Here is a 17,671-nt window from a genome sequence, read left to right as displayed (position 1 = left end):
ATTTTCCCTGTAAACAACAGTGTCCGATGACGCTATCACGACGGGTTTCAAAATTCAAGCTGCTTGAAATCTCTCGAAAAAAAGGCTATAGACCCATCTGGAAGCGCGGGCGTCTTCCCGCTTCGCCCTCTCGGGGATCCCCGCAAGACAGGCCCCCGTCTTCCGCACGATGACACCGGAAGGAGGCATCATGCCCGGCAGCTCGGAAAAGTCGGCCGCACCCCGGGAGAAATGGGTCCGTTTCAAGCTATACACCCCATCCGCGCTGGAGGAGGCCCTCTCGAACTACCTCACCGAAATGGGGGCCCAGGGGGTCTTCGAGGAGTTCCTGGAGCCGGGGGGCTCCGATCTCCCCGAGCCGGAGTCCCTGGACGAGCGCGTCCTCAACGCCTATTTCCCCTCCGACGCCGACGACGCGAAACGCGCGGCCCGGCTACAGGCTTACATCGACAGCCTGGCCGAGCTCTTCCCCGACCTCGAGAAGCCCAGCTTCAACACGGAGGTCATCGTCGACCCGCAGTGGGGCGAGGTCTGGAAGCGCTACTTCAAGCCCCTGCGGATCAGCAAGAACATCATCGTCAAGCCCTCCTGGGAACGCTACGCCGCGACGGGCCGGGAGACGGTCATCGAGATCGACCCCGGCATGGCCTTCGGCACGGGCCAGCACCCCTCCACGAGCATGTGCCTCCAGGCCATGGAGGAGATTCTGCTCAAGGACCGCACCTTCCAGAAGTGGAGAGTCCTCGACGTGGGAACCGGGACGGGGATCCTGGGCATCTCTGCCGCCAAGCTCGGCGCTGCGACCGTCCTGTGCGTCGACATCGACCCGCAGGCCGTGGAGATCGCCCACAAGAACGTCGCCGTCAACCACGTGGGCGACCGCGTCGTGATCGTCAACAGCGACGTGGCCCGGATCAAGGGCAGCTTCGAGCTGATCGCGGCCAACCTCACGGCGGAGACCCTCATCAAGATCAAGTCGCACCTCGTCAAGTTGATGGAACGGGGCGGCTACCTCGTCATCTCGGGGATCATCGCGAAGAACCGGCAGGACGTGGAGAAGGCCTTCACCCGCGACGACCTGGTCCTGCACCGGGTCATCGACGACAAGGAGTGGGTCTGCTGCGTCTACCGCAAGCCGGCGAAGGCCTGAGGGATGACGCCCCGGATCTATTTCCCCCCCATCCCCGAAGGGAAGGAGTCTGTCGAGCTGGCCGCGGACACGGTCCGCTACCTGCGAAGCGTGCTCCGCCTGGGCCGCGGTGACGCGATCCTGCTGTTCGACGGGACGGGCTGGGAGTACCGGAGCGTGATCGAGCGCCTCGAGGGCCGGGGGGGCACGGCGCGAATCGTCGCCCGCAAGCGCGTGCCCGTCCAGAGCCCCGTGCGCATCACGCTGGCCCAGGCCCTGCCGAAGGGCGACAAGATGGAATTCATCGTCCAAAAGGCGACGGAGCTGGGCGCGGCCCGCATCATCCCCTTCCGCTCCGCCCGGACGATCCCGCAGCGCACCGAGGACAGGTCCGCGCGGCGGCTCGAGCGCTGGCGCCGGATCGCCGCCGAGGCGGCCGAGCAGTGCGGCCGGGCCGACGTGCCCGAGATCGCCGAGCCCCTCGCCTTCCGGGAGGCCCTCGGGCAGGCGCCGCCGGGGGCCGTGAAGATCTTCTTCTGGGAGGCCGAATCGGAGCGCTCCATCCGGGAGATCCTGAGGGGCGCCGAGGCCCGGTCGGCCCGGGAGTTCTTTCTCGTCGTCGGGCCCGAGGGCGGCCTGTCGGGCGAGGAGGCGGAGCTGGCGAGGCAGGCGGGTTTCCTGACGGCAAGCCTCGGACGGCTCGTCCTGCGCGTGGAGACCGCGGCCCTTGCCATTCTCGCCGTTTTGCAGTATGAATGCGGCCTGCTCGGGGCGCTCGAGGGAAAGGATCACGATGGATAGGCACTACGGCGGGTTCTGGCGGCGGCTCTACGCCTTCACGGTCGACAAGATCATCCTCGGTTTCATCGGCATGGTCCTGTTTTTCGTTGGTGCGACGGCCTTCGGCCTCGGCATCTCTCCCCGCGCCATGTCAGCCGACCCGGAGGCCCTGCTGGAGCTGGGGGGGAGGGTCTTCCTGCTGTACCAGACCGTCACCGTCCTGCTGGATATGGCCTACTTCACGTACTTCCACGGCACGACGGGGCAGACGCCGGGCAAACGGCTGCTGGGGCTTCGAGTCGTCCAGGAAACGGGCGAGCCGATCGGCTTCGGGACGGCCTTCCTGCGCTGGGTGGGCTACATCGTCTCCGGCATCCCCATGCTGATGGGCTTCCTCTGGGCGGGCGCGGACAGGCGCAAGCAGGGCTGGCATGACAAAATCGCCGGCACCGTCGTCATCGATCTCTACCAGGTCGTCGAGATCGAGATCCCGCCAAAAAATGCCTTGACAAACCAGGGCAATTTATTTAGTTAAAACATCTTTAAAGCGCACAGGGGTCGGTAGCTCAGCAGGTAGAGCATCGGACTGAAAATCCGAGTGTCGGCGGTTCGACTCCGCCCTGACCCACCAGGAAAATCAAGGGGTTGGATGCAAAATCCAACCCCTTTTTCATTTGCCCTGTGACTACATTGTGACTACATTTGTCATCGGAACCGATGTTGGGCGGCCGTCTGCCCGCTCAACAGATCGCGGATGACATCGTCCGGGATGTTTTCGCGGGTGATCACAAGACCGGATCCGGCCACCGAGTATTCCCGCCAGTTGGAATAGATCTTCACGTCGCCGGGCGTGAGCTTCTGGCGGTCGTCTATGACTTCCACCTTGAGAATCTTCTTCAATCCGTCGCGCAGGTGCACGCTCGCCCGAACCCGGAGTTCCGCGGGCTCGTTGCCCATTCTGAAAGCCTCAGCCAGACAATCCTGGTAATAGGCGACGCGGCAGGTTTCCTGGATCGCCTCGTCGAGCGTGATGTCGGCCTTTACCTGAACGGAGGGAACGACGACGGGGATTCCCACGAGCATGAAAGTGGCCATGGCGGTTGCGCCCTGCTCGTTGCCCACGGAATAGATCTGCCAGGAATCCCTGCGCGATTCGATGTCGGGCTTGAAGCTTCCCTTGAAGCTGCCGTTCTTCGAGACCATGTCCGATGCACACCCCAAAAACATCACCACCGCCGCCAGAGCGGCCACTGACCTGCCCTTCATGGCTCCACCTCCCGTAGAATTTGTGATGAATCTATCACGTCCATGGCGGGATTCTTATTACATATTGCGAGTTAAAAAGGAAGGGGCCGGGAGGCGGTGGGGCAGGCAGCCGTCCCGGCCAGGGGAGATGCGAGATTCTCACTGAAGCCCGCCGGCACCGATCGAGCTGCTGCGGTGAGAAATTGAGATCCGCGCCGATCGCAAGTTGCCCGTCAAGCCGGGCTTCTTCATCGGTCCGAATGTAACACGCAGAAGCTTGTACGCCTCGAGTGGGGTATAGATCAGCGATGCGTCGCGCCCCGCGAGCACGTAGACGCCGGGCCCGGCCGGCAACACCCGGAGGTGCCGCAGCGACACGGCCAGGCCCGTCAGTGCGAATGCGCCGATGCCGGCGCTTACCCGCATGCCGCGATGGAGACCCGCGGAGGCTCCGGACAGGGCAAAGGCCGACCCCCCGGCCGCGAGCCTGCGGGAGGCCCTGAGAGCCGCCGGGGTGCCGGCCTGGGCGAATCCGCCGCTTTCGGCCCTGATCGCGTAGCCGCGGCGGAAGGCGACATCCTGGCCGGCGAGCACGAAGGCCCCGGATCCGGCCACCAGGCCCGTCCCCTTGCGCAGGGCCGCATCCGCGCCGCCGAGTGAGAATGATCCAGGGGCGGCCGCCAGACGGTGGTTGTATTCGAGGCTTGCCTGGGTGCCGGCCTGGGCGAACGATCCGGGCCCGGCGCTCAGGCGGTACGTCCTCCGGAAGGCGGCGTCCGTCCCGGACAGGGCGAAGCCGCCGCTCCCGGCCGCCAGGCGGAGGCCCTTGTGGAACGCCACGTCGGCCCCGGAGAGGGCAAACGACCCGGCCGCGGCACTTACCCGGCAACCGCGCTTGAGGGCCGTCTGGGTACCGCCCAGCGCGAAGGAGACGCTTTCAGCGCTGAGCCTGTAACTGCGCTTCAGCGATGCCGCCGTGCCGGACAGGGTAAAAGACCCGGCACCAGCGGAGAGCTTGCTTCCCTTCTCCAGGCTTGCGGCCATCCCGGCCAGAGCGATGCTGCCGCTCGCGGCGCTGAGCCGGTATCCCTTCCTGACTGCGGCCGCCGTCCCTGCGAGGGTGAACGTGCCGGCGTCGGCCGTGAGCACATAGTGGTTCGCGGTGACCCTCGACGGCACGAAGGGCCGCGGCAGGCGGACGGCGTAATCGAATGGCCGGCGGAACACGTGCGGCATCGGTTACTCTTCCTCAACGATCATGAAGCCGCTCATGGTGATGGAGTCCGCCGGGGTCGTCGCCAGTTCGAGCGTCTTGCGCTCGCCGGGCAGGATGACCGGCCGCGTCTCCGGGGTGTACACCATGAGGTACGGGGCCCGCACGTTCCAGTTGTGCGGCTCCTCCAGGACGATGGTGCCGCCGGTCATCTTCGTGGTGTTGTTCACCTCGGCGGAAAACCCGGCCGCAGAGTCGTTCGGATTCTGCGGCACCGGGGTCGGGGCTGTCCCGCCGCTGCCGGAGGTCGTGGAGCTGTTGCCGCGCTTGAGCACGAGGTTCAGCCCCTCTTCCTGCGCGTCGCCGACCTCGGATGACTGTGTGACCATCCAGGCATGGATGCGGCAGGGCTTGTTCGATGCCGCGGTGATCTCGAAGAGGTCCTGCTGCGCCGTGACGGCCACGGCATTGAACGGCACTCGGTAGATTCTACCCATATTATTGTTCTCCTATCTCACCAGATAGTGTTGCATCATGTTGTTGGGAATTAACGATTTTGACGAAATCGCCCCGTCAGACCAGTCATCACCGAACGCATAGTCATTCGATCCGTCTCCCACTAAATATATTCCAGACAGGCCGCTGATGTAGGGTGTAGACGAATCATCCCAAGACCCCACGAAGATTCCGTCTACGTAGCAATTAATGGTAACTGTAGAGCCCGTACCGGATGCAACGATTCGGACCACATGATCCGAGTTGATGCTCCAAGTCCCTGAAAACACTGATTGCCAATCTCTGTTTTTGTAGACATGCAAATAAGTATAATTCGACCCGCTTATCGAGCCAAGAAGTAGATGATATCCAGACGTTGTAGACCCCATGCGCACTGCCGGGCCTACTTTTGCGGTCGACCCATTGTTCGCTCCGGCCTTTAGCGTGATGATGCTCTCATTCCCGTTTGACCCTGCGTACCGGTAGCTGCCTGTAGACCAAACGCCGTATGACACGCCATTGCCATAGATTCTTCCGAAATCATCATCTGCACATAGGGACCAATTCGCGTCGTGGGTTGTCAGGGCAGTCCCGTTTGTTCCGGTAAAACTATCCGATGCCATTTACAGGGACCTCAATGTACGTCTCTCTCCGATCAGCCATTCTATAATATGGCCTCTTCTAGGCCGTCGCGATCACGGACGCCGGACGTATTGATACCAATCGTCGAAATCCGTGACCCCTCTGACGTTACCCTTGATGAGATCGGGGTATTTGGGGGCCTTTCGGGCGTGGAGTCGCCGCAGCTTGTCGGGATCGGTTTCGTTCGGTACGAGGTAATATCTGGTCATCGGTCACCTCTATTGCGTTACGAGAGCGTCAGCAGGCTGACCCCGAAGTCCACGGTGAAGGTCTCGCCGTCGAGGACCGTGATGGAGCTGCCGTAGTCGTACCAGCCCACGAGCGGATCCGCCGGCGAGGTCGGCGTGTCGTTGTAGATGACGGCGTACCGGAACGGCCCGAAGGAACCGCCGGATGCCGTGAAGACCACATCCTGCGCCGTCACGGTCAGCGTGCCGCCGGTCTCCGAACAGTCGTTCTGGATGTCCGCGCCGCCCGCCGGGTAGCCGTTCTGTGCCGTGATTTCCACCATGTCCGCCTTGACCGTGTCCGTGGCCTGCGGCGCCTCGTTGGTCAGAAACACCTTGAGGGTGTGCCCGGCGGCGTGGAGCTGGTGTACGCCCTTGGCCAACTGCTCGACGAAGTCATTGAACTTGTTGAAGCTCGCCATGATGTCCTCCTGTAGGGCAGATCGATTAATCCATCGTTACGTATTCACGCTCGGGAGCCCCGGTGTAGAGCCTGAAGTTCGTAACCTTGGCCGGATATGCTCCGCTTTGCGTGTAGGCGTATATCTGGCAAAGATCATTCGGCCCCCATCCGGAGATGTCTTCCGAGTAAGTCTCGGGAGTTGTGGATGTGGTATTCCTGGCCGTACCGACGGCAACCCCGTTGCGGTATACACGGCCGTAGGCATTGATCCCGTTCGACCCGGACGCAAGAGCAAAACTGACCCGCAGTGTCCCGGTGCGGGTTACGACGATCTCCTTGACCTTCGTGTAGGATGTCGCCGCTGTCGTTTTTTCTGGATCGCTTCCGATAATGAAGTAATTTCCGGCCGTATAGGCGCCGATCTTCGCCCGCGTGACAGTGCCGTCGGCGATATCCGCGCCGGCGATCGCGCCGGCCTGGAATTTCCCGGAGGGGATGCTGCCCGCGGTGATCTTGGAGCCCCCGACGCTGGTCACCTTCGCATCCGTCACGGCGCCGGAGGCGAGGGAATCGGTCCCCACCTTGCCCGCTGCTACCCGGTCGTTGCCGAAGTCGTAGATCTCGAGCCAGGCGTTGTTGGCCGCGTTGCGGAGCTTCAGCAGGTTGTTCGTCGTGTCGTACCAGAGCATCCCCGCGACGGGGTTCGACGGGGCGGAGCTCCCGCTGAAGCTGCTCTTCAGGCAGGCGAAATTGTTCTCCATGTTGCCGAGATCCGTCTGCCCGACATGGCTGGCGTCAAAGCAATCGTCCGTGAAGTTCTGCGCCATCTCATCCTCCAGTCTCGGCCCTGATCTGGGCGATAACCGCCTCGATCTCGCCGCGGGCCGCGTCTTTCTCCTCGATCCGGGCCTTGACCGCTTCGGCCTTCGCCTTCAGGGCGGCCGCAAAGCCGCCTTTCTTGTCCGGGTCATAGGTGCAGCTGAAGGTCTCCAGGATCTTTCCCGACTTGGAGTCGACCAGCTGCACATAGGCGGTGTAGACCTTGCCGGTTTTGGTTACCGTGTCCAGCCTGATATCCATGGCCATTGATCACCTCACTGCCAGTAGGCCGCCTTCATGTTCAGTTTGTACAGATACAGGACGGAATCCGGCGTGGGGTCAGTCAGCGTGATCTCGACCTGTACGTACCGGCCTGTGATCTCGGGCGCGAGCAGCTCGAAGAAGGACGCCTCGTTCGTGAGAGATCCGGACGAATCCCCCCATTTGAGCTTCGCCCGGAGCTGCCCGGCGATGGTGGCGGCGAAGATCTCGTACCACCGCTTGGTCGAGATCCCGATGTCCGCCCAGGTCGTGCCGCCGGGCAGGATCCCGCCCCACGTCTGGTTCGAAGCGACGAAGGCCGTCAGAAAGTCCCCCCAGACGCGAACCGTCTTGATCGAGCCAAGGTCGTATTCCGGGGACGTCCACATCCCCGTGAGAACTCCGCCCGTGTGGGAGCACCGCAGCGCATCCTGGCTGTTGTACGTCGCATGCTCGGTGTTGGAGTGCGTACCCGTCGTGAAATCCCAGGACCAGGTGTTCTTGTCCTCGTAGCCCGCCGGGTAGCGCACGGTGCACTGGGCCGAGCGCTTCGTGTTCGCGTACTGACCCCGGTTGTCCATGGGCGCGAGCCACCAGGTGAAGGTGCCCGGCCGCACGCCGGAGAACCGGATCATGGGGGCCTTGTAGAACCCCATGAGCAGGGCGCCCTGCCAGCCGTCGCCCATCCGCAGCTCGTAGCCCTCGATGTCCGGTTCGGAGAGGGCCTCGCCGAGGATCGACACCGTGTCGGCGGAGGCGACGGCCGTGATGGGTGTCATGTCCGAGGGTAGGGACGTCTTGCCCTGGATCATGCGGGACACGGTGTAGCTGCCATCGAGGGGCTCCTTCGTCTCGAAGATGCTCACCGAGCGCATCCGGCAGTAGTAGGTCCGCCCCTCCTCGACGGGGTCCAGCTGGAAATCCGTGGTGGCCACGGTCAAGAACTTCCAGTCGCCCGTCTCGCCGATCCGGAGCCAGATCTCGGCGTGCTTCCAGAACGGGTAGACCTGGGGGTCGGGCGGGTCGAAATCGATCTTCCAGCGTGTCCAGGACCGGCCGCGGTAATTGTAGACCTCCTCGGCGTCGGAGACGTTCCGCACAGACGGCACGTCCGACAGGGGCGAGGGCAGGGTCGTATCGCGCCAGGTGTGGGCCGAGAGGTTGTAGACGTCGTCGTAGAGGCTCGAGTACTCCTCTTGCAGCGACAGGGCGCAGGAGCCGTCCATGGCCACGCGGACGTTCATCACGCGGAAGTGCTTGTTCGTCCAGCCCGGCTTGCGGTGCGAAAACAGGACGACGTCGCACGGCTCGAGCGCGGCGCACCGGGACCGGGCCTGGAACGTCGCCTCCTTGCCAAGCCGGCGGCGCTCCAGCAGGTAGTTTGCCATCTTCACCACGTTCGCGTAGCCGCCCACGGCGGTCATGTCCGCCCCGTCCTCCCGGTAGCCCTCCGAGGCCACCGCCTCCGTGTCGGGCAGGACGTGGTCGTCCACCTGGTACCTCTTGTCCGGGTTCAGGAACTTGCAGCGAAGGGCCGTGGGCGTGTCGAACACGTCGGCCTCGGTGATCTGCAAGGTCGTGCGGCCGGCGGGGGCGATCACGTCGTCATCGGTCAATGTCATCACCGGGGACTCGTATCCCAGGTCGCGGTAGCGCAGCTTGAACAGGTTCTCCGAGTAGATCAGCTCGCCCCGGAAGGCTGTGAGCAGCAGGGCGATATTGTCCGTCACGGCCTGGTTGTGGTTGATGCAGGCCGCCCCCTTCCATCCCTTCGTCTCGCAGTAGGTGGCGGCACCGCCGAAGGATGCATCGTCGAGGCGCGACGGGTCGATGCCCATGCCGCCCCGCTGGGCGCTGCGGACGACCATGTCGCGCACGTGCAGGGCCGGGTTGTCGGACCAGGCCGCGGAGGCGGTGCGCGGGTCGTAGACCTCGAGCCCCCGGACCTCCACGGTGATCTCGCCCGGCGGCCCCTGGAACTTGTCCTGGTTGTACTTCAGGCGCATGTAGAGATACGCCGTGTTGCGCAGCGGGTTGACCCAGTTGACGTCGGCGTCGTGCAGGGTGGAGCAGACGCCCTGGGAGGCGGACCCGTCGAAGAACTCATAGTGGACGTTATCGGCTCCGTACTCGGTCCAGAGCTTGCCGTCGATCCAGATCTGGTCGACCCCGCCGACCTGGACGATGCCGTCGATGGGCCCCTCGCCGATGATGCCGACGATGTGCAGGTAATCGTTCCGGTCCCCCGTGGTGCCCACGTAGCAATGGTTGAGCCCGACGCGCACCTGTCCGTAAATGAGAGGGATCTCCGCCTGGGTCGACTTCGCGTTGATCAGGTGCCCACGCGAGCGCTCCTCCATGGCCCGGCGCGCCTGCTCGGCCCGGCTCTTCGCCTGCTGGGTCTGGGCAATGCCCGAGATCACGCTCGAGACCGTGGCAAAGAGAGAGACCAGGATGAACCCTTCAACGCCCATGGAACCTCCGCGCCGCGACGATGCGCATCTTTCGCGACAGGTTGAACGCCCGAACGCCTGTTTTCGGTGTCGAGGTCACGGCGACGCCGTTTCCGCAGTAGACGGCCAGCGTCTCGCCCATCCCCGCAAAATCGACCAGCAGCAGATCCCCCGGCAGCTCGTACAGGGGCGCGACGGGATCGCCCACGTTTCCCATCATCTCCCGCACCAGGGCGTCGGCCGCGGCCCGGTCCGCAGCCGCCCACTCCGCATAATCCCCGCGCTCCACGCTCCAGCCGGCGTATTCGGCCGGCACGTCACGGCCCAGGGCCCGCAGGACCGCCCAGCAGAGGCCGATGCAGTCGTAGCCGTCGGGCCCCGTCCCGCCCGGGCGGAACGGCTTGCCGATGAAACCGGCCATGACATCGGCGAACTTCACTTCGGGATCCTCCCCCACCACACCTGCCGCTCCATGATGGAGGGCAGGAACTCGAACCCGCCGAACCGGTCCGCGTTGCCCAGGGCCGTGCAGCGCTCGTAGCTCTGGTCGCACCATGAGGCCGACCCGCCATAGCCGCACTCCGTTCCCCGGAAGATCCAGGGACAGGTGGACTGCGCGATCCGCAGCGTCTTCTGGTTCCACAGGACCATCTCGTTGACGATCCGGATCTCCATGTCGGGCTCGACGGCGTTCCAGCCGCCGATGAAGCCCCGGAAGACCTCCTCAGCCAGGATCGTGCAGTCCGTCTTGATGACGCCGTAATACAGGATGGCCGTCTTCTTCCGGACGTTCTCGCCCAGGAAGAGGGCCGTGATCACCGAGTCGGCGTCGTCGATCGTGACCGTGAGCCGCTCGACGGACATGGAGATGGCCGAGGCGATGTCGGCGCTCTTGAAGGCGCGGGGCTGGAAGGTCTTGCCGTCGTGGCGGATGGCGCGGTCCCGGTCCGTGTAGTACACGGGCGTCGAGAGCTGCAGCTCCAGCAGCCAGAAGGGGCTGAGCGTCTCGGCGGCAAGGGCCGCGGCCATGTCGGCGTCGAAATTCTTCATCAGTTCCCCTTGAGCCCCTTGAGCTCGAGGCCCGTACGGTAGAGCCCGTTGGCCATGTATTCCTTCGTCATCGCGTCCTCCCTGAACCGGCAGCGGATGCGCATGAGACCCGTGAAGTCGCAGGAGATGATCATCCCGTCCGCTGGCGCGGAGGCGAACTGCACCCGGTCCGCGCCCTCCGCCCCGCCGCCGTCCAGGATCGAGTAGCCGCTAGACTGCAGGGCGAAATCCAGGTAGATGGACCGGGCCGAGGTGGACTTGCCGGGCAGGTCGAACGTGGTGGTCGACCCGTTGCCCACGCCCACGTAGAGCCCCTTGTAGGTGTCCGGATAGGGCACGAAGAAATAGAACGCCTCGTAGGCCCCCTTGCGGGCCTGGTAGAACTCCCAGATCTTCAGGAAGTCCGTCTTGGAGACCTTGTCGATCCTGAGCGTCACGTCGTAGACGGCGAAGTCGTCCTTAATGGCCCGCTGCTCCCAGCCGCCGTCGAAGGCCGTCACGACGGTGCGCCACCGCGGGCTGATCTGCAGCGGGTAGGAAAGCTTCACGTCTTCGGGGAATTTCGCCATGTCAGCCCCCCATGAACGGCTTCCAGTGCTTGAGTTTGCCGTCTTTCATCTCGGAGGATACGGTCTGCGTGATCGCCTGCGGGTTGCGTCGGCAGACATCCGCGAAGCTCTGCGTGTCGATGGCCCGGATGTTGTTGACGATCACGACCCCGCCCGACCCCATGCCTTTCACGCCCAGCTCGCCCGAGGCGGTCCTCCCAAGGGGCATGACGGCCTCGGGTCCTTCCTCGCCCATGAGTCCCATGCCGGAGGCCATGCGGAATACCGTCGGCCGCTCGACGATCCCTCCCGCGGCAAAGGGAACGAGGCGGCCGGCGCTGAAGATTCCGCCTTCCTCGAAGAACATCCCCGAGCCCCCTCCGAGCAGGGCGAAAAGGTCAAAAGACTCCGCTCCGGAAAGGATAGAATCGAGGCCGCCGAACAGCCCGCCGCCGGACCCCTTCAGGCTCTCCATCACCATCTGCGCCAGCGTGTCCGACCAGGCGCGGGCCATGGAGTGACAGAAGTTTGTCCAGACATCTTCCAGCCTGTCCACTTGCCCCGTGAAGACGGCGAAGAAGCCGTCGGAAAACGCCTGCTCCATGCCGCGTGCCGTCTGTTCCGCCTGCGTGCGCCCGCGGCGGAAGGACCCCTCGATCTCGCTGAAATACTTCCGGGCGCCGGCGTCGAGGCCTTCGGCGAAGCCGCCCTGGAACTCCTTCAGGCGCAGGACCCGCAGTTCCTCGGTCTCCAGTATCTGCTGCGAGATTTCCTTGTGCTCCAAGGCGAGCTTGAGGATCTCGCGCTGACCCTCGAGGTCGTCCTCGGTGATGTGCTGGGATTTCCTCGTCAGGAGCACGCGCAGGCGAGACTCCTCGGCCTCGAGGATCTTCCGCGCCAGGTCGTGCTCCGCCAACAGTCTCTCGGAGGCGGTCATCAGGCCGAGGCCTTCCTTCTCCGAGAGGATTTGCTTTTGAAAATTCAGCCGAGAGATTGCGGATCGGGCTTCCGTATCGGCGTAGATCTCGGCGATGGCCAGGGCGTTTTTCTGCTCGCGCTCGTAAATCTTCGAGAGGCGCTCCGTCAGCCTAGCGTCCTCCGAGATCCGTATCCGCTCCAGCTCGTTTGCAAGCCATTCCTCGACCAAAACCCGATCCGCGCCTTTCCTGCGCCAGATATCCGCCTGCCGCGTCGCCTGCTCCTCAACCGTCAGGACCTGCCGGGCCCACATATCCTCGATGTGCTCGTTGAGCCTCGCGATTTCTTCGAGGCGCTTCTGGTTCTCCTTCTCGGCGATGGCCGTCTTCATCTTCTCGACGGCCCAGAACTTGTCCCGCTCGGCCTCGGCGCGCAGGAGGTTCCCCTCCGAATACGGATCGTAGGGCCGTTCGGCCGTGATCTTGCCGCGATATTCGGTTTTCCCCATATCCACAGGTCTGCCGAACGCATCGATCCCGGCGATACTCTCGGCTTCTCCGGGGCTGCGCTGCAGGAACGTGCGGTAGATGACATCGACGACGGCGACGATTCCCTTGCCCGCCTGCTCCTTCATGTTGTTCCACTCAGCCCGCAGGCGCTGCATGCTCTCGTAGGCCGTCTCGGCCTCCGTGCCGAACCGGCCCGTCTGGATGGCGAGATTGGCCAGGGCGATGTCGGCAAGACGGATGTCCTCGACGCCGGCGGCCATGGCCCGGTTGAGCAGGCTCATCTCTTCCTTCGTGACGAGACCGTAGCGCCGGAGGGCCTTGGGCATCTGGTTGGCGATCGCGTCGGTGATCGTCTCGTAGGCCGTCTTGACATCCTCGCCGGCCAGGCGCGCCGCGTAACGGGCGCCCTGGGCGATGGCGACGAGCTCGTCGGACCGCAGCCCCTGGGCGATCCCCTTGGCCGCCTTCTGCATGAGGTCCGAATCGTCCATGATCCCGCGGGAAGCGGTCTTCATGGCCTGGTACATCTGCTCGGCGTTGATCCCGACGCTCTCGGCCATGAGCCGGAATGACTCCTCGGCCTGCTGGGCCTTGGCGCCGAGCTCGGCCAGGTCCTTCCCGACGGAGACCATCTGGTAGAGCCCGACGCCGGCGATGGTGAAGGAGAGGAGCCCCTTGAGCTGGGCGGAGATCCCCTCGGCCGACTTCTGCAGCTTCTGCATGGAGGAGCGGACCTGCTCGATCCCCGTGACGGCCCCGGAGGCGTCCGTGGTGATCCGCAGCTTGACCTCATTTTCGGCCATCGCGCTTGCCTTTCATCTCCTCGCAGTTCCGGCAGGCCCAGGCGAGAAATTCCCTGCCGAAGACTTCCTCGCATTCCTTCCGCTTTTCCTCGCTGCAGGGCCCCGAGGCCTCTTTCCTGCGCAGGGCCCGGAGCACTTCCTCCTCGAAAATCCCCACCTTTTCGAGGAAGCTTTGGTCGGGAACGATCCCGCAGCACCGGGCGGCCTCGATGACCGCGGCCAGGTCGATGGCATAGACGCCCCCGAACCCGACCCGCCATTGCGTCCTGCACTGCATCAGGAGGTCCCAGACCGCGGTGTTGCCGGGCAGGACCTCCATATCGCCCTCACCCGAGACGAAGACCCGGGTGAGGTCGATCAGTTTTTTAGTTCGTCCTGATGCCTCTCGGCCTGCGCCATCTCGAGGCTGTTGGCGAAGGCCATGATCCACTCGGCCAGCGCCGGCTGGTTCATGATCCGCCTCTTCGATTCGAGGTCGACGGGCAGGGGACGGCCATCCTCGTCGCCGATACCCTCGAAGTCCTCGATCAGGTAATCCGCCAGGGCGTCGTCGAACCTGTCGGCGTCCACCTTCTCCACGGGCGTCATGCGCCGCGACCGATGGTCGAGCTCCATCTCCGTGCGGACAAAAGGCCTGCGCAGTTCCCGCACGATCTCGTTGGTCAGCTTGCGGATCTTCATCCGCACCCCCGCCTGGTACGTCCCCCACGTGCCGGCCGGCGGGTTCGCCGGGTCGAAACCGAGCTTGCCGATCTTCAGCATCCGTCCATCTCCTTTCGGTTATGCCGCGTAGGCCGCGACCTTGTTGCCCACTTCCACCCGGCAGCTGCCGTAGGTGTCGTCCTGGAGGACGACGAGATCCCCGGCTTCGGCCAGGACCTTGCCGTTGACCGAAATGGGCGAGTCCAGGACGGCGCAGCGCGGGAAAACGATGTCGACGAAGTAGTTGCGCCCCGACTCGAACTCGGCGCCGGTGGCCTTCGCGTTGACCCCGAGATACTCGTTGTCCTTGATCTTCTGCTGCAGGATGAAGTCCCGCATCTGGCGGTTGAGCTTCAGCGTCTGCAGGCGGCCCTGGCGGATCACGTAGTTGGCGTACGCGCCGGTGCCGCCCACGCGGAATTCCACGGCCAGGTTGTTGTTGACGACATGCTCGATGCTCTCGATCTCGCTCGACATCGTGTGCCCCTCGAGAAAGGCCGAGCCGTTCCACTTGCCGCCCACGCGGACGACCAGGTCCGTCACCCGCAGCGGGGGCTCGGTCACGCGGGCCGGGAAGCTGCACCAGGCGGGCTCCGTCGGGACATAGAGGATCTCGTAGGTGGTGGACGTCGCGACGCCCCCCGGGGCGGAGATTGTGAGAACGGCGGGCGTGGCCGCCGAGACGGCCGTCACCGTCACGTCCTTCCATTCGCCCGTGGTGGGCACGAGGACCCGGACCTGATGCACGTTGTCGAGCCGTTCCTGGGCCGTCGATCCCTGGACGGCGTTTGCCGCCAGGGTGAGGCTCGTGGCGTTATAGGCCGCGGCGACGGATTCCTTCGCCATGTTGTCGGCATACTTGCCCGTCCCCTTCACGCCCAGGGAGAGCCTCGCCCAGGCATCCTTCGCGAAGGTGGCCGTGAGCTGGTCCACGTGCATCGAGGCGAAGCGGCGCTTCATGATCGTCTGCCCCAGGCGCATGGCCGCCGTGAAGGAGGGCAGGAACATGTCGGCCGTCGGGGTGATGACGTGCTTGTAGCCCGTGCCCCAGGCCGAGGCGGAACGGCTGCCGAAGGCAAAGGCGTAGCCGAAGCCGAAGTGCTGCGCCTGCGCCTTCTCGAACTCCAGGGTCCCTTCCGCCAGGGCCCCGAGATCGTAGACCGTGTCGGCCTCTTCCTTGCCGGTCAGCTCGTTGCGGTTGTCCTCCCGCCGGGGCTTGAGGAGGACCACGTTTCCCTTCGCGACGAGCATGGAGGTGTCGAGCGTCTGTTCCGTGTTCAGGGCGGTCTCCTTCGCATTCGCGGAGACGGCCAGCAGGTTGTAGTCGGCCAGGTAGTTTCTCATCGGTCCTCACCTCCTTCGGGTTCGTCCGCCGGCTCGAAGCGGTCCTCGTAACCGGCCGGGATCTCGTCGTAGGACGCCCCGGCGCGGAAGGTACGGCCGGCCAGGGGGCCGTCCACGATCGTGATGTCCGGTCCGTTCGGTTTCATGCGGTACTTCATGGCAGCCTCCTTAGCTGATCTTCATCAGGTTGACGACATAGTAGCGGTACTCGGCCGTGCACTTCTTGCCCACCCCGTAGGTGACGGAGACGGTCACGCAGCGCAGCTCGCGGGCGTTGTCCGGATCGAGAATCGCATTTTCCGAGTCGCTGATGGTGATCTCGTGCGTGCTGGAGACCGGCGTGAATGCCGTGTCCCCCTTGATCTGGGTTCCCGAGGCGACGTCGTCGATCCGGTACGTGCCGGACGTGGGGGTCACCGCATTGCCGGCCTCGTCCGCGAAGGAGAGGGTGACGATGCTCGTCGATTTCTCGTTGACCGTGTCGTAGCGCATCCTTCAGAATTCCCACTTCCCGGCCTGGTATTCGATCGTGATCCGCACCGTGGCGCGGCCGACGCCCTCGTCATTGATCATCAGCTCGATCGAGTCCCCGGCGGGCTCCGTCAGCAGGGCGAGGCCGCCCCACGTCTCGTCGGCGCCGATCGCCCGGTAGATGTCCTCGAGATAGGACCGCGCCCGGGCAGGCGGAATGTCCTGGCCTATGGCCTCGATAACCAGCGCGACGCGGTTGTCGCGCTCGCGCATCGTCCAGGCTTCGATCTCGGTCTCCGTGTCCCTCAGGCAGACGGCCGGCAGGCTATCGACAGGGATGGGCGTCGTCTGCCATTCCAGGACGTTCGCCCCGATATCCGTCGCGTAGCCGTTGGCGAGCCGGATCGTGGCCAGCCGGGCCCGCACCGCGTCGATGATCCGCTGCCGCACGCTCATGCCGCCTCACCCGATCGTCGTCAGGATCATCGTCGTCAGCCCGGCGCCGTCCGGCTGCATGTCGATGATCCGGTATTGCGTTTCGCCGATGAACAGCGTGTCGCCCACCTTCGTGCCCCCGATATCCGCCGACCGGCAGGTCGCCTCCCGTGTCGCCGTCCGCACCGCCGCGGCCGGGCCTTCCGCCAGGGCCGGCGATTCGTCGACGAGGACGGGAATATGCCGGGGATCCGCCCCCTCGCCCAGGTCGGCCTCGACGGCGAACTCGTCGGCATTGAGGAACACGGCCAGGTCGGCCTCGAGCTGTTCCCTGAAGGTCGCCATGGGCGGGTCATTCCTTTCCGCGGGCGCGGCCGAAGAGGATCCGTTCGAGGCACAGGGCCGCCAGGGCGACATACACCCAGATCTCCTTGTCCGGCGTCAGCGTGTAGCCGAGGCTCGAAATGGCCTCGACCGTCGCCTGCACCGCGTCCCGGAACAGGGCTATCGCCGTGGCGACGAGGGCCGCCGCGGCGGGCCCCGTTGTCTTGAGATCCCTGATGTTATCGAGGATTTCCTTCATCACCACTCCCCCTCGTACAGCACGTCATAGCACTTGTAGTTCCGGAACTTGTCGGCCAGGTTGTCCGGGTTCCATCCGTAACCCGTGTAATCGCACAGGCCGGCGTGATGGCAGTGCTCGACCACCAGCTCCGAACAGACGGGAATCTCGGCGACGTGCAGGAATTTCGCGAGGCCCACGGCGTGCAGCGCGAGCCGCCAGAAGGGGTAGACCCGCCCGTCCCACTTCTTGACGGCGTGGTAGCCGCGCATGAACGCCGGCATCGTCATGTCCCGGTGGCGGGCGACCAAGATCCGGCAGCCCGTGTAGGCGTTGATGTCGTAGTGGGCGATCCGGCGCAACGACTCGAACGTGGTGCCGTCGCTCGCGACGACGATGCCCGCGTGGTTGTACGTGCTCTCGCGGTCCAGCGCCTTGAGTTTCTGGGCCGCCAAGATGGCGCCAGCCACCCAGGAACCGGTGCGCACGCAGAAGTAGTCGCCGGGTCTCAGTTCGGTCTTCATTTCGCCTTCTCCGCCTGCGCGGGCGCGTTGATGACGACGGGTTGGTCCTGGCTCCCGATCCAGCCCCCGAGGCCGAATCCCGCCAGGATCGCCAGGATGATCATGATCTCGATGGTCGTGAGCCCTTTGCCCATGGTC

Annotated in this window: 24 protein-coding genes and 1 tRNA gene; 4 read left to right on the top strand and 21 right to left on the bottom strand. The window is 64.5% G+C overall.

The annotated features are described in order from the left end of the window. The first annotated feature begins 190 nt into the window (after positions 1-190). The 4 genes from prmA to HPY67_13170 all read left to right on the top strand — a co-directional run bounded on the left by prmA (position 191) and on the right by HPY67_13170 (position 2,540). Positions 191-1,150, top strand: coding sequence for a 50S ribosomal protein L11 methyltransferase (prmA, locus tag HPY67_13185; protein ID NPV05677.1), 960 nt, complete (start codon positions 191-193; stop codon positions 1,148-1,150). 3 nt (positions 1,151-1,153) lie between these two features. Further along, positions 1,154-1,930 (top strand): 16S rRNA (uracil(1498)-N(3))-methyltransferase, encoded by a 777-nt coding sequence (locus HPY67_13180; protein NPV05676.1) that lies wholly within the window; start codon positions 1,154-1,156, stop codon positions 1,928-1,930. Further along, positions 1,923-2,444, top strand: coding sequence for an RDD family protein (locus tag HPY67_13175; GenBank protein ID NPV05675.1), 522 nt, complete (start codon positions 1,923-1,925; stop codon positions 2,442-2,444). The genes HPY67_13180 and HPY67_13175 overlap by 8 nt, the downstream gene beginning before the upstream one ends. A gap of 20 nt (positions 2,445-2,464) precedes the next feature. Further along, positions 2,465-2,540, top strand: a tRNA-Phe gene (locus HPY67_13170). A 74-nt stretch (positions 2,541-2,614) separates the two neighbouring features. On the opposite strand, the gene HPY67_13165 is transcribed toward HPY67_13170, so the two are convergent. The 21 genes from HPY67_13165 to HPY67_13065 form a co-directional block, all read right to left on the bottom strand. Further along, positions 2,615-3,175 (bottom strand): hypothetical protein, encoded by a 561-nt coding sequence (locus tag HPY67_13165; protein ID NPV05674.1) that lies wholly within the window; start codon positions 3,173-3,175, stop codon positions 2,615-2,617. 138 nt (positions 3,176-3,313) lie between these two features. After that, positions 3,314-4,390, bottom strand: coding sequence for a hypothetical protein (locus tag HPY67_13160; GenBank protein NPV05673.1), 1,077 nt, complete (start codon positions 4,388-4,390; stop codon positions 3,314-3,316). Between the two features lie 3 nt (positions 4,391-4,393). Then, entirely contained in the window at positions 4,394-4,864 is a 471-nt protein-coding gene (locus HPY67_13155; protein NPV05672.1) for a hypothetical protein, read from the bottom strand. 866 nt (positions 4,865-5,730) lie between these two features. Beyond that, positions 5,731-6,153: a hypothetical protein gene (locus tag HPY67_13150; GenBank protein NPV05671.1), complete on the bottom strand. Its 423-nt coding sequence runs from the start codon at positions 6,151-6,153 to the stop codon at positions 5,731-5,733. Between the two features lie 25 nt (positions 6,154-6,178). Further along, positions 6,179-6,961, bottom strand: coding sequence for a hypothetical protein (locus HPY67_13145; GenBank protein NPV05670.1), 783 nt, complete (start codon positions 6,959-6,961; stop codon positions 6,179-6,181). A 1-nt stretch (position 6,962) separates the two neighbouring features. After that, entirely contained in the window at positions 6,963-7,214 is a 252-nt protein-coding gene (locus tag HPY67_13140; protein ID NPV05669.1) for a hypothetical protein, read from the bottom strand. Positions 7,215-7,228: 14 nt separating this feature from the next. Next, positions 7,229-9,688, bottom strand: coding sequence for a hypothetical protein (locus HPY67_13135; GenBank protein ID NPV05668.1), 2,460 nt, complete (start codon positions 9,686-9,688; stop codon positions 7,229-7,231). Continuing rightward, on the bottom strand, positions 9,678-10,106 hold the full coding sequence (locus HPY67_13130) for a hypothetical protein (protein NPV05667.1): 429 nt from the start codon (positions 10,104-10,106) through the stop codon (positions 9,678-9,680). Before HPY67_13130 ends, HPY67_13135 begins: the two co-directional genes overlap by 11 nt. Next, positions 10,103-10,717, bottom strand: coding sequence for a DUF2163 domain-containing protein (locus HPY67_13125; protein ID NPV05666.1), 615 nt, complete (start codon positions 10,715-10,717; stop codon positions 10,103-10,105). Before HPY67_13125 ends, HPY67_13130 begins: the two co-directional genes overlap by 4 nt. Then, entirely contained in the window at positions 10,717-11,286 is a 570-nt protein-coding gene (locus HPY67_13120; GenBank protein ID NPV05665.1) for a hypothetical protein, read from the bottom strand. The genes HPY67_13125 and HPY67_13120 overlap by 1 nt, the downstream gene beginning before the upstream one ends. Before the next feature lies 1 nt (position 11,287). Then, entirely contained in the window at positions 11,288-13,495 is a 2,208-nt protein-coding gene (locus HPY67_13115; protein NPV05664.1) for a phage tail tape measure protein, read from the bottom strand. Then, complete coding sequence (locus HPY67_13110) at positions 13,482-13,814, bottom strand: hypothetical protein (protein ID NPV05663.1); 333 nt, start codon at positions 13,812-13,814, stop codon at positions 13,482-13,484. Before HPY67_13110 ends, HPY67_13115 begins: the two co-directional genes overlap by 14 nt. A 38-nt stretch (positions 13,815-13,852) precedes the next feature. Continuing rightward, positions 13,853-14,257, bottom strand: a complete 405-nt coding sequence (locus HPY67_13105; protein NPV05662.1) for a hypothetical protein — start codon at positions 14,255-14,257, stop codon at positions 13,853-13,855. A gap of 18 nt (positions 14,258-14,275) precedes the next feature. Next, on the bottom strand, positions 14,276-15,541 hold the full coding sequence (locus tag HPY67_13100) for a hypothetical protein (protein ID NPV05661.1): 1,266 nt from the start codon (positions 15,539-15,541) through the stop codon (positions 14,276-14,278). Continuing rightward, positions 15,538-15,699 carry a hypothetical protein gene (locus HPY67_13095; protein NPV05660.1) on the bottom strand — a complete coding sequence of 54 codons (162 nt, stop codon included), beginning with the start codon at positions 15,697-15,699 and terminating at the stop codon, positions 15,538-15,540. The genes HPY67_13100 and HPY67_13095 overlap by 4 nt, the downstream gene beginning before the upstream one ends. A gap of 10 nt (positions 15,700-15,709) precedes the next feature. Beyond that, a complete protein-coding gene (locus HPY67_13090) occupies positions 15,710-16,033 on the bottom strand; it encodes a hypothetical protein (protein NPV05659.1) in 324 nt (107 codons plus the stop codon). A 3-nt stretch (positions 16,034-16,036) separates the two neighbouring features. Further along, positions 16,037-16,468, bottom strand: a complete 432-nt coding sequence (locus tag HPY67_13085; protein ID NPV05658.1) for a hypothetical protein — start codon at positions 16,466-16,468, stop codon at positions 16,037-16,039. A gap of 6 nt (positions 16,469-16,474) precedes the next feature. Then, entirely contained in the window at positions 16,475-16,792 is a 318-nt protein-coding gene (locus tag HPY67_13080; protein NPV05657.1) for a hypothetical protein, read from the bottom strand. A 7-nt stretch (positions 16,793-16,799) separates the two neighbouring features. Next, positions 16,800-17,030 carry a hypothetical protein gene (locus HPY67_13075; protein ID NPV05656.1) on the bottom strand — a complete coding sequence of 77 codons (231 nt, stop codon included), beginning with the start codon at positions 17,028-17,030 and terminating at the stop codon, positions 16,800-16,802. Beyond that, complete coding sequence (locus tag HPY67_13070) at positions 17,030-17,533, bottom strand: hypothetical protein (protein ID NPV05655.1); 504 nt, start codon at positions 17,531-17,533, stop codon at positions 17,030-17,032. The genes HPY67_13075 and HPY67_13070 overlap by 1 nt, the downstream gene beginning before the upstream one ends. Then, positions 17,530-17,667, bottom strand: coding sequence for a hypothetical protein (locus tag HPY67_13065; protein ID NPV05654.1), 138 nt, complete (start codon positions 17,665-17,667; stop codon positions 17,530-17,532). The genes HPY67_13070 and HPY67_13065 overlap by 4 nt, the downstream gene beginning before the upstream one ends. Positions 17,668-17,671: the final 4 nt, after the last annotated feature.

The organism is Syntrophaceae bacterium (assembly GCA_013177795.1).
GTDB lineage: Bacteria > Desulfobacterota > Syntrophia > Syntrophales > UBA2192 > UBA2192.
The sequence above is the reverse complement of the archived record's forward strand: the minus strand, read 5'-3'. Positions and strand labels throughout refer to the sequence as shown.